This is a genomic window from Janthinobacterium pasteuri, assembly GCF_051380775.1.
In the GTDB taxonomy this organism is placed as follows: Bacteria; Pseudomonadota; Gammaproteobacteria; order Burkholderiales; family Burkholderiaceae_D; genus Janthinobacterium.
Map to the genome: position 1 here is coordinate 214,971 of NZ_JBNYXS010000005.1, position 13,877 is coordinate 228,847.

10 protein-coding genes are annotated in these 13,877 nt (G+C 63.6%); all 10 read left to right on the forward strand.

Annotated elements, in window-relative coordinates; translation table 11 throughout:
• The first annotated feature begins 3 nt into the window (after positions 1–3).
• The 10 genes from ACQ4WN_RS08100 to ACQ4WN_RS08145 all read left to right on the forward strand — a co-directional run bounded on the left by ACQ4WN_RS08100 (position 4) and on the right by ACQ4WN_RS08145 (position 13,803).
• On the forward strand, positions 4–789 hold the full coding sequence (locus ACQ4WN_RS08100; protein ID WP_436523842.1) for an ATP-binding cassette domain-containing protein: 786 nt from the start codon (positions 4–6) through the stop codon (positions 787–789).
• Positions 790–797: 8 nt separating this feature from the next.
• Complete coding sequence (locus ACQ4WN_RS08105; RefSeq protein ID WP_436551064.1) at positions 798–2,744, forward strand: bifunctional 5-dehydro-2-deoxygluconokinase/5-dehydro-2-deoxyphosphogluconate aldolase; 1,947 nt, start codon at positions 798–800, stop codon at positions 2,742–2,744.
• Complete coding sequence (gene iolD / locus ACQ4WN_RS08110) at positions 2,741–4,570, forward strand: 3D-(3,5/4)-trihydroxycyclohexane-1,2-dione acylhydrolase (decyclizing) (RefSeq protein ID WP_436551065.1); 1,830 nt, start codon at positions 2,741–2,743, stop codon at positions 4,568–4,570. Before ACQ4WN_RS08105 ends, iolD begins: the two co-directional genes overlap by 4 nt.
• Entirely contained in the window at positions 4,567–5,487 is a 921-nt protein-coding gene (gene iolE, locus ACQ4WN_RS08115; RefSeq protein ID WP_436551066.1) for a myo-inosose-2 dehydratase, read from the forward strand. The genes iolD and iolE overlap by 4 nt, the downstream gene beginning before the upstream one ends.
• On the forward strand, positions 5,484–6,281 hold the full coding sequence (gene iolB / locus ACQ4WN_RS08120) for a 5-deoxy-glucuronate isomerase (RefSeq protein ID WP_436551067.1): 798 nt from the start codon (positions 5,484–5,486) through the stop codon (positions 6,279–6,281). Before iolE ends, iolB begins: the two co-directional genes overlap by 4 nt.
• 14 nt (positions 6,282–6,295) lie before the next feature.
• Positions 6,296–7,795 (forward strand): CoA-acylating methylmalonate-semialdehyde dehydrogenase, encoded by a 1,500-nt coding sequence (locus tag ACQ4WN_RS08125; protein ID WP_436551068.1) that lies wholly within the window; start codon positions 6,296–6,298, stop codon positions 7,793–7,795.
• Positions 7,796–7,870: 75 nt separating this feature from the next.
• A complete protein-coding gene (locus ACQ4WN_RS08130) occupies positions 7,871–8,509 on the forward strand; it encodes an ANTAR domain-containing response regulator (RefSeq protein WP_436551069.1) in 639 nt (212 codons plus the stop codon).
• A 157-nt stretch (positions 8,510–8,666) separates the two neighbouring features.
• Positions 8,667–9,845 (forward strand): CmpA/NrtA family ABC transporter substrate-binding protein, encoded by a 1,179-nt coding sequence (locus ACQ4WN_RS08135; RefSeq protein WP_436551070.1) that lies wholly within the window; start codon positions 8,667–8,669, stop codon positions 9,843–9,845.
• Positions 9,846–9,859: 14 nt separating this feature from the next.
• Positions 9,860–10,630 (forward strand): uroporphyrinogen-III C-methyltransferase, encoded by a 771-nt coding sequence (cobA, locus tag ACQ4WN_RS08140; protein ID WP_436551071.1) that lies wholly within the window; start codon positions 9,860–9,862, stop codon positions 10,628–10,630.
• 143 nt (positions 10,631–10,773) lie between these two features.
• Positions 10,774–13,803, forward strand: coding sequence for a CHASE domain-containing protein (locus ACQ4WN_RS08145; RefSeq protein WP_436551072.1), 3,030 nt, complete (start codon positions 10,774–10,776; stop codon positions 13,801–13,803).
• The last annotated feature ends 74 nt before the right edge of the window (positions 13,804–13,877 follow it).

Sequence of the window (13,877 nt, forward strand, 5' to 3'; positions counted from 1 at the left end):
GCCATGAGCGAATACATCCTTGCGCTGGAAAATATCAGCAAACGTTTCGGCTCCGTCATCGCCCTGCAAAACGTCACCCTGCGTTTGAAACCGGGCGAGGTGCATTGCCTGCTGGGCGACAACGGCGCCGGCAAGTCGACCCTGATCAAGACCCTGGCCGGCGTGCACCGGCCCACCAGCGGCGACTACCTGGTCGACGGCAAGAGCGTCAGCTTCAATTCGCCGAAAGAGGCGCTGGACCTGGGCGTAGCCACCGTCTACCAGGACCTGGCGCTGGTGCCATTGCTGTCGGTCGCGCGCAATTTCTTCATGGGGCGCGAGCCGATCAGGAAAATGTTCGGCGTGCTGCCCGTGATGGATATGGAGTACGCGGCCACCACGGCGCGCGACAAGCTGGCCGAGATGGGCATCATGGTGCGCGACCCGCACCAGGCCGTGGGCACCATGTCGGGCGGCGAGCGGCAATGCCTCGCCATTGCCCGCGCCATCCACTTCGGCGCGCGCGTGCTGATCCTCGACGAGCCAACGGCGGCCCTGGGCGTGAAGCAGTCGTTCAATGTGCTGAAACTGATCTACAAGGCGCGCGAACGGGGTTTGTCCGTGATCTTTATTACCCACAATGTGCATCATGCCTACCCAGTGGGCGACTCGTTCACCCTCTTGAACCGGGGCAAATCGCTGGGCACTTACACCAAGGAAACCGTTTCCAAGGATGAAGTACTCGACATGATGGCGGGCGGTGCGGAAATGCAAACGCTGATGGCTGAACTCGACGGTGTCACGATTTAAGGATAACCATGAATAACCCGACACAATTTGCCCAGGGCCGCGCGCTGGACGTGATTTGCCTGGGCCGCCTGGCGGTGGACCTGTATGCGCAGCAGATCGGCAGCACCCTGGAAGACGTGACGAGTTTCGCCAAGTACCTGGGCGGCTCGTCGGCGAATATCGCCTTCGGCACGGCCAGGCTGGGCTTGAAGTCCGCCATGTTGTCGACAGTGGGCGACGACCACATGGGACGTTTCCTCACCGATACTTTGTCGAAGGAGGGCTGCGACGTCAGCCATGTGGGCATCGACCGCGACCGCCTGACGGCCCTCGTCATGCTGGGTATCAAGGATAAAAACACTTTCCCCCTGATCTTCTACAGGGAAAATTGCGCCGACATGGCCATCGACCAGTCGTCGGTGGATGCGGCCTTCATTGCCTCGAGCAAAGCGCTCCTGATCACCGGCACGCATTTTTCCACGTCCGCCATGCACGCCGTCAGTATGCAAGCGCTGAAATTGGCCCGTGCCAACAACGTGCGTACCGTACTCGACATCGACTACCGGCCCGTGCTGTGGGGCTTGTCGGGCAAGGCGGACGGCGAAACGCGCTTCGTCTCGAACGACGGCGTGACCAGCCACCTGCAAGCGATCCTGCCGCAGTTCGACTTGATCGTCGGCACGGAAGAGGAATTCATGATTGCCGGCGGCGGTGCCGATATCATGGCCAGCTTGCGCGCCGTGCGGGCCGCCACCCTGGCCACACTGGTGGTCAAGCGGGGCCCGCTGGGCAGCGCCGTCATCGACGCGACCATTCCGCACAGTCTCGATGCGGCGTATAACTACCGTGGCGTGCGCGTGGAAGTGCTGAACGTGCTGGGTGCGGGCGACGCTTTTCTCTCGGGCTTCCTGAAGGGCTGGCTGCGCGGCGAGGATTACGAAGCGTGCTGCCGCTACGCGAATGGCTGCGGCGCCCTCGTCGTGTCGCGCCACGCTTGCGCGCCGGCCATGCCGTCGCCAGTCGAACTCGACTATTTCCTGGCCAATGCGGCGAAACTGACGCAGCCAGACCAGGATGCGACCCTGTCGCGCCTGCACCGCACGACGGTAGCGCGCAAGCAATGGGATGAGTTGTGCGTGTTTGCGTTCGATCATCGCACGCAGTTCTTCGAGCTGGCACAACAAGCGGGCGCCGCCGAATCGCGTATCTTAGCCCTGAAGCAATTGATGGTGCAAGCCGTGGCGCAGACGGAAACGGCCTTGCAGTTATCCGGCAAGACGGGCGTGCTGATCGATGGCCGCTATGGCGTCGACGCGCTCAATGATGCGACAGGGCGGGGCTGGTGGATCGGGCGGCCCGTGGAATTGCCGGGATCGAATCCGCTGCAATTCGACTGGGGCCGTTCCATCGGCTCGCATTTGCTCAGCTGGCCGAAGGAACACGTGATCAAATGCCTGGTGCAGCTGCACCCCGATGATGCCGTGGAAAACCGGCTGGAACAGGAAGCGCAGATCAAGGCCCTGTATGACGCGGCGCAAGTGAGCGGTCACGAACTGTTGCTCGAAGTGATACCGTCGGAATCCCTGCCGCAGCGCGACGATACCGTCTGGCGCGCCGTCAAGCGCCTGTACAACCTGGGCATTTATCCGGAATGGTGGAAGCTGGAAAGCATGTCAGCCCAGCAATGGCAAGCCATCGATGCCCTGGTGCACGAGCGCGATCCGTATTGCCGTGGCGTCGTCTTGCTGGGCTTGAATGCTCCGATCGAAAAACTCGCCGCCAGTTTTGAACAAGCCAGTGCCAGCACGACCTGCCGCGGCTTCATGGTGGGACGCACCATCTTCCAGGAACCGAGCCGCCGCTGGCTGGCAGGCGAAATCGACGATGCGGGCCTGATCGCCGCAGTGCGCGCCAACTTCGAACAGCTTATTGGCCTGTGGCAGCGTACGCGCAAACACCTGGAGCATGCAGCATGAGCGCCACTGTCCGCTTGACCATGGCGCAGGCGCTGGTGCGCTATCTGTCGGTATTGCGTACCGATGACGGCCAGCCCCTGTTTGGCGGTGCCTTCGCCATCTTTGGCCATGGCAATGTGGCGGGCCTGGGCGAAGCGCTGTACCAGTACCGGGACAGCTTTCCCACTTACCGCGCGCATAATGAACAGGCGATGGCGCACTCGGCCATTGCCTATGCGAAAGCCCACATGCGCCGGCGCATGATGGCCGTCACCAGTTCCATCGGTCCCGGTGCCACCAATCTGCTGACTGCCGCCGCCCTGGCGCATGTGAACCGCTTGCCCGTGCTCTTGCTGCCAGGCGACGTGTTCGTCTCGCGCGCACCGGACCCGGTGCTGCAGCAGCTGGAAGATGCCAGCGACGGCAGTGTGTCGGTGAACGACGCCTTCAAGCCGCTGTCGCGTTATTTTGACCGCATTATTTATCCGGAACAGTTGCTCACCGCCTTGCCGCGCGCCATTGCCGCCTTGACGGACCCGGCCGCCTGCGGTCCCGTGACCTTGTCTCTGCCGCAAGACGTGCAAACGATGGCGTATGACTATCCAGCCGATTTTTTCGAACCGAGAGTCGTGCGTTTTCGCGCCGTGCCGCCGGTGGAATCCGAACTGGAAGAAGCGGCGCTGCTATTGAAAAATGCCAAACAGCCGCTGATCGTGGCCGGTGGCGGTGTGTTGTACGGCAAGGCCAGCGCCGCCTTGCAGGCGTTCGCTGAGCGCCACGGCATTCCCGTGGCGGAAACCCAGGCGGGCAAGAGTGCCTTGCCATGGAACCATCCTTTGCAGCTGGGCGCAATCGGCGTGACGGGCTCGCCTGCCGCGAACAGCCTGGCGGCGGACGCGGACGTGGTGCTGGCCATCGGCACGCGCTTGCAGGATTTCACCACCGGCTCAAACTCCCTGTTTGCGCAAGCGCAACTACTCAGCCTGAACGTGAATGCCTTTGACGCCTTGAAGCGTCGTGGCCTGGGCCTGCAGGCGGATGCGACACTGGGCTTGCAGGGACTGTCGCGACTGCTGGGCAGCTGGAATAGCGCGGGTCTATGGCTGGACCGTGCGCAACAGGCGGGCCACGCATGGCGCGCGACAGTGGCGGCGATTACGGGCCAGCGTGAGGTGGCCGGCTTGCCGTACGACGGCGAAGTCATCGGCGCCGTGCAGCGTTCATCCAGGCACTCCGCCACCCGCGACATCGTCGTCTGTGCGGCCGGGACCTTGCCAGCCGAACTGCACAAGCTGTGGCGAACGGAAACACCGGGCGGCTACCACATGGAATACGGCTACTCGTGCATGGGGTACGAGATCGCCGGCGGCCTTGGTGTCAAGATGGCCAAGCCCGATGCCGAGGTGATCGTCATGGTGGGCGATGGCAGCTATCTGATGATGAATTCGGAAATCGCCACTTCCGTCATGCTGGATAAAAAACTCATCATCGTCGTGCTCGACAACCGCGGTTATGGCTGCATCAACCGATTGCAGCAGGCGTGCGGCAATGCCTCGTTCAACAATATGTTGCCCGACAGCGCACCCGTGATCGATTTTGCCCTGCATGCGCAATCGCTGGGCGCCTTGAGCGAACACGTGGACTCGATTGCTGCACTGGAACAAGCCATGCTGCGCGCCCGCGCCGCCAGCCGCACGTATCTGATCTGCATCAAGACCGACGATACGCGCACGACAGAAGAGGGTGGTTGCTGGTGGGAAGTGGCCGTGCCCGAGGTCTCCACGCAAGCCAGCGTGCAAGCTGCCCGCATCCGTTATGAACTTGACCGCCAAGGACAACAAAAATGAACGCACCAACCTGGAATGTGAGGATCGGCATCAACCCGATCTCATGGATGAACGACGATTTGCCCAGCCTGGGCGGCGAGACGCCCCTGGAGACAGCGCTGAAAGAGGGCGCCGAAATCGGCTACGTGGGTTTCGAGCTGGGCAACAAGTTTCCCAAGGATGCCCCGGCCCTGAACGCCGTGCTGGGAAAATACAATCTCGCCTGCGTTTCCGGCTGGTATTCGGGCCGCCTGGCGCACCGCTCGGTCGAAGACGAGATCGCCGCCGTCGGTCCGCATTTGCGCCTGCTGGCCGACAGCGGCGCCAGCGTCATGGTCTACGGCGAAGTAGCGGACGCCATCCAGGGCGAAGCCCGCCCCCTGTACAAACGCCCGCGTTTTCAGTCTGCACAGCAATGGCAGGACTACGCCGACAAATTGACGGCCTTTGCCGCCCATCTGCTGGCGCATGGCGTGCGGCTGGCCTACCACCACCACATGGGCGCCTACGTGGAAACCGCGGCCGATGTGGATCAATTGATGGCCCTGACGGGGGCCGAGGTCGGTTTGCTGTTCGACACGGGGCACATCACCTTTGCCGGCGGCGACGCGTTGGCAGTGCTGAACAAACACATCGATCGCATCTGCCACGTGCATTGCAAGGATGTGCGCCCCAACGTGGTGAAACTGGCCCGCAATGGCCAATGGAGTTTCCTGCAGGCCGTCATCAATGGCGCCTTCAGTGTGCCTGGCGACGGCTGCATCGACTTTCCGGCCATCCTGACGCGTTTGTATCTGCACGGCTACGAGGGCTGGCTGGTGGTGGAGGCGGAGCAGGACCCGGCCGTCGCGCCCAGTTACCAATACGCGAAGATGGGCCACGATTACCTGGCCAAGCTCGTCGACGCCATTCCCCGCCTGGGCCGGGAGGCAGCATGAGCCCGCTGCTGGTCAAGGCCCGGCCTGGTTCCACCATCGTCGAAGTCACGCCCGAGTCGGCCGGCTGGACGCATGTGGGCTTTGCCGCGCACCGCCTGGCAGCTGGCGAGCAAATCAGCCTGGAGACGGGCAGCCGCGAACTGTGCGTCGTCGTGCTGACGGGCACGGTCACCGTCCAGGCGGGCGAGCAGAGCTGGGAAGCCATCGGCGGGCGCGCCAGCGTCTTCGAGGAGCGTTCGCCGTATGCCGTGTATGCCCCACTCGATACGATGGTCAGCATTACGGCCGTGAGCGCTGCGGAAGTGGCCCTGTGCAGCGCGCCAGCCACAACGCATCGTCCGGCGCGCCTGATCGAACCGTCCAGCATGACGCGCTCCGTGCGCGGCAAGGGTGCCAATACCCGCTATGTGTGCGACATCCTGCCGCAGACGGCAGAGGCCGATGGCTTGCTGGTGGTGGAGGTGGTCACGCCGTCCGGCCACTCGTCCAGCTATCCGCCGCACAAGCATGACAGTGACAACGTGCCGCTGGAAAGTTCGCTGGAAGAAACGTATTACCACCGCCTCAATCCGCAGCAGGGCTTTGCCTACCAAAGAGTCTACACGGATGATCGTTCCATCGACGAAGCCATGGCCGTGGAAAACCACGACGTGGTGATGGTGCCCAGGGGTTACCACCCCGTGACCGTGCCGTATGGCTACGACGGCTATTACCTGAACGTGATGGCCGGCCCGAAACGCGTGTGGCACTTTAAAAATGACCCGGCCCATGAGTGGCTGATGCATACCAAATAATCAAGGAATTCGCTATGACAACGCAACAGATTGGCCACTTTATTGGTGGCAACCCCATGGCTTCACGCTCCGAGCGCACGAGCGATGTGTTCAATCCCGCCACGGGCGCGGTCACGGCGAAGGTGTCGCTGGCGACTGCCGCCGAGCTGAACGCGGCCGTGGCCGCTGCTCACGCGGCCTTTCCCGCCTGGTCGCAAACCTCGCCCCTGCGCCGCGCCCGCGTCATGTTCAAGTTCAAGGAATTGCTGGAAGAACATGCGGATCAATTGGCCGCGCTGATCACGGCCGAGCACGGCAAGGTGTTTACGGATGCCAAAGGGGAAGTCACGCGCGGTATCGAAGTGGTGGAGTTTGCGTGCGGCATCCCGCAAATGATGAAGGGAGAATACTCGGAGCAAGTGGCCGGCGGCATCGATGCCTGGTCCATCCGCCAGGCGCTGGGCGTTTGCGTCGGCATCACGCCCTTCAACTTCCCTGTCATGGTACCCATGTGGATGTTCCCGATGGCGATTGCCTGCGGCAATACGTTCGTACTCAAACCGTCGGAACGCGACCCGTCGGCCAGCCTGCTGCTGGCGCAGCTATTGACGGACGCGGGCTTGCCCGACGGCGTCTTCAATGTCGTGCAGGGTGATAAAGAAGCGGTGGACGGCTTGCTGCGCCATCCGGACGTGCGTGCCGTCAGTTTTGTCGGTTCCACGCCGATTGCCGAGTATATTTATGCCACCGGCTGCGCGCAGGGCAAGCGCGTGCAGGCGCTGGGCGGCGCGAAGAATCACATGGTCGTCATGCCCGACGCGGACATTGCGCAAACGGTGGACGCCCTGATGGGCGCCGCCTTCGGTTCGGCCGGCGAGCGCTGCATGGCCATTTCTGTCGTCGTGGCGGTGGGCAATGTGGGCGACCAGCTGGTCGAGGCGTTGGTGCCCCGTATCGCAGCCTTGAAAATCACGCAAGGCATGGATTTGTCGGCCGAGATGGGGCCTGTCGTCACGCAAGTGCACAAGGAAAAGATCGCCGGTTACATCGCCACAGGCGTAAAAGAAGGCGCCAAGCTGGTGGCCGACGGACGCGGTTTCGTCTTGCCCGGCCATGAAAACGGCTTTTTCCTCGGCGGCAGCCTGTTCGACCATGTGACGCCCGAGATGACGATCTACAAGGAGGAAATCTTCGGCCCCGTGCTGTGCATCGTGCGCGTGCCTGATTTCACCACGGCGCTCGATCTCGTCAATGCCCACGAATATGGCAATGGCACGGCGATTTACACGCGCGATGGCAACACGGCGCGCGAATATACGCACCGGGTGCAGGTGGGGATGGTCGGGGTGAATGTGCCGATCCCCGTGCCGATGGCCTTCCACAGCTTCGGCGGCTGGAAGCGCAGCCTGTTTGGCGACCACCACGCGCATGGCCCGGAATCGGTGCGTTTCTACACGAAACAGAAGGGCGTCACGCAACGCTGGCCGGCCTCCACGGCGGCCGGTGCCGAGTTTGCCATGCCGACCCTGAAATAAAGCACATTGTAAGCCCGCTGGTTCGCTTCTTGCTTACTGCAATGGTTAATCATTTAGCCATTGCAGATTGCTCCCATGACGTCCAGCCGTACCCAGCCTTTGCGCATCGTTGTCGTCAACACCATTGTCGAGCACGGCGTGCACGCGGACGCGGCATTGGCTGCCCAAGTGCTGCGCGGCAATGCCTTGCGCATTGGCTTGCTGGAATCGGGTTTCGACATCGTCGCCTCGCTGCCAGCCGACCTCTACCTTCCCGAGCGCATCGCGCAACTGCAGCCTGACCTCATCATCATCGATGCCGAATCGGATGCGCGCGACGTGCTTGAACACATCGTCATCGCCACGCGCGACGAGCGCCGTCCCATCGTCTTGTTTACCGAAGACGGCGCCACGGCCAGCATCGACGCGGCCATGGCGGCCGGCGTGTCCGCCTATATCGTTGCAGGCTTGCAGGCCGAGCGCATCTTGCCCGTGCTGAACGTGGCGCTGGCACGCTTCCGCCAGGAAGAAAAATTGCGCGCCGAATTGCTCGACACGCGGCACAAGCTGTTTGAGCGCAAGGTGATCGAACGGGCCAAGGGCTTGTTGATGACGCATCAGGGCTTGACGGAAGAGCAGGCTTACCAGCGCTTGCGCAGCATGGCCATGAACAAGAAACTGAAACTGGCGGAGATTGCTCAGCGCATCCTCGACGTGGAGGACTTGCTGGGATGAATAGCGTATTTCCTGATACATGCTGGTGCAGCGCACCATCGCGGTGCGTTGCCAGCCTTTCTGAACTGGGCGCACACGGGCACGGTCCTTGCTGCTTGACGGGGAGAGCGTTGCCCATGGTGGCGCGGAATAACAGTACTTATCAGCAAGGAATGGTATGACACAGCAAGCGGGCGCCAATGCCCACGCGATGCGCTCCATGCATCCGGAAAAACAGACGATACGCATCGGCTATCTGCCGCTGACCGATTGTGCCTCGCTGGTGATGGCCTCCAGGCTGGGCCTGGACGAGAAATATGGCATCAAGATCAAACTGAGCCGGGAGATGTCGTGGGCCGGCGTGCGCGACAAATTGAACAACGGTGAACTCGATGCCGCCCACGTGTTGTACGGACTCGTGTATGGCGTGCAGATGGGTATTGGCGGTCAACAGCACGACATGGCCGTGCTGATGAACCTCAATCACAGCGGCCAGGCCGTCATCCTGTCGGCGGCGCTGGCGCGCGAGGGCGCCCACGATGGCCCAACACTGGCGCGGCACATGCGCGCTGCGGCGCGACCTTTTGCGTTTGCGCATACTTTCCCGACCGGCAACCACGCGATGCTGCTGCAATACTGGCTGGCCGCGCATGGCATCGACCCGCTGCGCGACGCGCGCGTGATGACGGTGCCGCCATCGCAAATGGTGGCGGCCTTGCGCGCGGGCCAGATGGACGGCTTTTGCGCGGGCGAACCGTGGGGCTACAAGGCCATCGTCGACGGCGTGGGCGTGACGGCCGCCACCAGCGGCGCCATCTGGCCCGACCATCCGGGCAAGGTGCTGGGCACCAGCGCCGCGTTTGCGCGCCAGCATCCGAATACCTGCCGCGCCCTGATCGCCGCCGTGCTCGAGGCGGGGCGCTGGATCGACGCCAGCGATGCCAACCGGCTGGCCATGGCGGCTACCCTGGCCGAGCCCGCTTATCTGAATACACCGCAGGAAATGCTGGCGCCGCGCATCCTCGGCCACTACCAGGACGGGCTGGGCAAGACCTGGGACGAGGCGCACGGTTTGAAGTTTTACCACGGCGGTGCCGTGAATTTCCCCTACCTGTCCGACGGCATGTGGTTCATGACCCAGCACCGGCGCTGGGGCTTGCTGCGTGACGCACCCGATTATCTGGCGGTGGCAAGGCAAGTCAACCGCATCGACCTGTACCGCCAGGCGGCGGAAATGACGGCCACGCCCTTGCCGGCATCCCCGATGCGCCATTCGACCCTGTGCGACGGCGTCGTGTGGGACGGCAGCGAGCCGGAAGCGTACGCGGCGTCGTTTGCCGTCGGTCACTTTTTTTAATGGGAGATTGCATCATGGCGCAACTTGGAAACGTGACCCTGGTCGGCGCCGGTCCCGGCGATCCGGACCTGCTGACCATCAAGGCAGCAAAGGCCATCGCACGGGCGGACGTGGTGCTGATCGACGACCTCGTCAACCCGGCCATCCTCGCGCATGCGGCGCCTGGCGTGCGCGTGGTCGAGGTGGGCAAGCGGGGCGGCTGCGCGTCCACGCCGCAAGCGTTCATCGAGCGCCTGATGCTGGCCGAGGCGCGTGCCGGCCAGCATGTGGTGCGCCTGAAAGGGGGCGACCCCTGCCTGTTCGGGCGCGGCGGCGAGGAGCGCGCCTATCTGCGCAGCCACGGCGTGACTGTCGACGTGATACCCGGCATCAGCAGCGGCCTGGCCGCGCCGTCCAGCATCGGCGTGCCGCTGACGCACCGCAGCTGGAGCCAGGGCGCGATCTTCGTCACGGGCCATGGCAAGGATAGCGCCTCGGAGCCGAACTGGGCGGCATTGGCGCAAAGCGGCCTGACCCTGGTCATCTACATGGGCGTGGCGCGGGTGGCGGCCATCCAGGCGGGCTTGCTGGCCGGCGGCATGGCGCCCGGCACGCCCGTGGCCGTGGTGCAATCGGCCAGCCTGGCCACGCAGCGCCAGTTGCTGAGTACTTTGCACGCCTTGCCGCACGACTTGCTGGCCAGTGGCCTGGGCAGTCCCAGCATCATCGTCGTGGGTGAGGTGGTGCGCTGCGCCGACGCCTGGGATGACCATGGCGCCGGCACTTTGCTGGCCGCTGTCGCCTGACACTAGCGTATTGTTTTCCAGGGCAACCATCGCCCGCGTTTTTTTTCGTCCACAAGCACGTCGGGCAGGGGCTTTGATAGTATCCTCGTACATACTGGGCTGCCTGCACCGCCCATTCGAGGAACCGGAATAAGCGATCGACAATGCACACTTTGAGCAAGGGCGGGGCGGGATCAGGGATCAGGATATGGGCGGGTGGCCTGCTGCTGGCGTTGGCGGTGGGTGGGGCCCTGTACGCTGGCGCGGCGCGCACGGTCAATGACGACGCCGAACAGCGTTTTGACAATCTCACGCATGGCGCCCAGCATAGCCTGGCTACGCGCGTAAAAAGCTATTCCGACTTGCTGCGTGGCCTCGAAGCGCTGTTTCGCACCAGCGAGCAGCTGACGCGCCGTCAGTTCCACGATTACGTGGCCGGTCTCGATATCGTGCGCCAGTTCCCCGCCATCGAATCGGTCAATTATGCGGTGGCGCTGACGCAGGCGCAGCGCGCGGCCTATGTCGCCGATGTACGCCGTGACACCAGCCTGGCGCCGGGCGGCTATCCCGCATTCACCATCCGCCCGCCCGGCGAGCGGCCGGAGTACACTGTACTGACTTACCTTGAACCCGATTCCCTGCTGAATGAACGCATGGGGGTCGATATCGGCGCCAACCCGCTGGTGGCGCAAGCCCTGGAACAGGCGCGCGACAGCGGCGAAGTGAGCGCGTCGGGGCAGGTGATCATGATCAAGGGACCGCCCGCGCACGTGGGTCTGGGCATGCGCTTGCCCGTGTACCGCAATGGCATGCCGCAAGGCAGCGAGGCCGAGCGCCGCGCCGCCTACAAGGGGTCCGTGGGCATCGGTTTTGGCGTGGCGCAGCTGGTGCACAGCGCGCTCGAACGCAGCGCCCTGGAGCCGCTGCACCTGACCCTGTACAGCGCCGTCGACCCCCTGCCTGCCGATGGCGCATCGCGCATCACACCGCAGGACCGCCTGCTGTTCAATGATGACGCCGACCTGGCGACACCGCCGCCGCAACCGGGCAGCGATGCCGATTATTTCGACCGGGTGCTGCCGGTGGCCTACCAGGGCGGCGTATGGAAAGCCCATTTCCGCGTGCGCAAGGCGGAGCTGTACAGCCCCTTCGACCGCTATTTCCCGTGGCTGGCGCTGGCCGTCGGCGTAGCCGGCACCCTGCTCATTTATGGCTATATCTTTACCCTGTACCGTTCGCGCCGCAACGCGGTGGCGCAGCGTACCCTGCTCGATACGGTGCTCGACAGCGTCGATGCCTACGTCTACATGAAGGATGCCGACCTGCGTTATCGTTACGTGAATGCACGCACGGCGAAGATACTGGGCCGCTCGGCGGAGCAGTTGATCGGCCGCCAGGATGGCGAGTTGATGCTCGGCGATGCGGCTGCCGCCGCGCAGCTGACCGAACGCCAGGTCTTCGACAGCGGCGACAAGTTCGTCGGTGAAGAGCGCCTCGTCGATGCGCTTGGCCAGGTGCATCACCTGTGGAGCGTGAAGGTGCCGCTGGGCTTGCCTGGTCCCGTCACTGGCCTGATCGGCCTGTCCACCGACGTGACGGAACTGCATCGCCTGAAGGAGCAGGCCGACGCGGCCAGTCAGGCCAAGAGCGACTTCCTGTCGAACATGAGCCATGAAATCCGCACGCCGATGAATAGCATCATCGGCATGGCACATTTGGCGCTGAAATCGGTGGCCGATGCGCGCCAGCGCGATTATCTGCAAAAAATCTTCCATTCGGGCCAGCATTTGCTGGGCCTGATCAACGACATTCTCGATTTTTCCAAGATCGAGGCGGGCAAGCTGGAACTGGAAGTGCTGGACTTCCGTCTCGACACCCTGCTGGCGAACATCGCCAGCCAGCTGGGCGACGCGGCCGCCGTCAAGGGCCTGGCGCTGCAGTTCGATATCGCGCCGGAGCTGCCGCAGCGCTGGCGCGGCGACCCGCTGCGCCTGGAGCAGGTCTTGCTGAACCTGACCAGCAACGCCATCAAGTTCTCCGACAATGGCAGCATCTTCGTGCGCGTGCGCCAGTCCGAGGAGCGCGGCAGCCACGCCATGCTGCGCTTCGAAGTGCAGGACCGGGGCATCGGCATGAACCCGGAAGAGGTGGCGCAGCTGTTCCGCTCCTTTCACCAGGCCGACCCGTCGACCACGCGCAAGTATGGCGGCAGCGGTCTGGGACTGGTGATCAGCAAGCAGCTGGTGGAGCTCATGGGCGGCAAGGTGGGCGTGTACAGCCAGCCGGGCCTGGGCAGCACCTTCTGGTTTACGGCGCGCCTCGAAAAAAGCGCCCAAGCGGGCGACGAGCGCATTGCCGAAGTCGAGCCGGAAGTGCTGGGGGTGATACGCGGTGCATCCATCCTGCTGGTGGAAGATAACGTCTTCAGCCAGCAGGTGGGCTGCGAATTGCTGGAAGACGCGGGCGCCACCGTCTGCGTCGCCGGCAACGGCCGCGAGGCGCTGGAATTGCTGGCCCACCAGCGCTACGACTGCGTGCTGATGGACGTGCAGATGCCGGAGATGGACGGTTTTGAGGCGACGCGCCGCATCCGCGCTGACCCGAAGCTTGCCGGCCTGCTGGTGATCGCCATGACGGCCAATGCGGGCAGCGAAGACCGCGCCCGCTGCCTGGCGGCGGGCATGGATGAATTCGTGACCAAGCCGATCGCCCCGAATCTGCTGTTTCATCTGCTGGCAAAATGGTTCCGCCTGCGCGGCGGTATCGGCCATGCGCGCGTGGGCGACAGGCTGATGGCGGTGCCGAAAGCACCGCCATCAGCCGCCTCGCTGGAGTTGCGCAACACGGCCATCCTCGACCTGGCCACCTTGGCGCTTACGTTCAGCAATGACGCCGTGAAGATGCGTAAATACACCCAGCTGTTTCTCGACACGGCGCGCGATGGCATCGCCGAAATGGAGCAGGCCATGGCGCTGGAAGACCTCGGACGCCTGGCCGACCTGGGCCACCGCAGCAAATCGTCGGCGCTGGCCGTGGGCGCCCATGCCTTTGCCGGCCTGTGCGCGTCGATCGAACGCTTGCGCCTGGGCGGCGACCTGGTGCAGGCGCGCGCCTTGCTGACTGCCCTTGGGCCGGCGCTGGCGCAGGTGGCGGAACAAATTTCATTGGAATTTTCCGCCAGCGACGCCCCCTGACGCAAGCAGCGGCGATAATATGCGTTTGACGTCTCTGGCCACCCGGCCGGAGACGCGGCAACCCATCGGATCAG

Bases quoted from the DNA above. Each gene is read 5' to 3' on its own strand.
- iolE (WP_436551066.1), top strand. From the start codon at position 4,567: ATGAACGCACCAACCTGGAATGTGAGGATCGGCATCAACCCGATCTCA.
- ACQ4WN_RS08100 (WP_436523842.1), top strand. From the start codon at position 4: ATGAGCGAATACATCCTTGCGCTGGAAAATATCAGCAAACGTTTCGGC.
- ACQ4WN_RS08135 (WP_436551070.1), top strand. From the start codon at position 8,667: ATGACACAGCAAGCGGGCGCCAATGCCCACGCGATGCGCTCCATGCAT.
- iolB (WP_436551067.1), top strand. From the start codon at position 5,484: ATGAGCCCGCTGCTGGTCAAGGCCCGGCCTGGTTCCACCATCGTCGAA.
- iolD (WP_436551065.1), top strand. From the start codon at position 2,741: ATGAGCGCCACTGTCCGCTTGACCATGGCGCAGGCGCTGGTGCGCTAT.
- cobA (WP_436551071.1), top strand. From the start codon at position 9,860: ATGGCGCAACTTGGAAACGTGACCCTGGTCGGCGCCGGTCCCGGCGAT.
- ACQ4WN_RS08105 (WP_436551064.1), top strand. From the start codon at position 798: ATGAATAACCCGACACAATTTGCCCAGGGCCGCGCGCTGGACGTGATT.
- ACQ4WN_RS08145 (WP_436551072.1), top strand. From the start codon at position 10,774: ATGCACACTTTGAGCAAGGGCGGGGCGGGATCAGGGATCAGGATATGG.
- ACQ4WN_RS08130 (WP_436551069.1), top strand. From the start codon at position 7,871: ATGACGTCCAGCCGTACCCAGCCTTTGCGCATCGTTGTCGTCAACACC.
- ACQ4WN_RS08125 (WP_436551068.1), top strand. From the start codon at position 6,296: ATGACAACGCAACAGATTGGCCACTTTATTGGTGGCAACCCCATGGCT.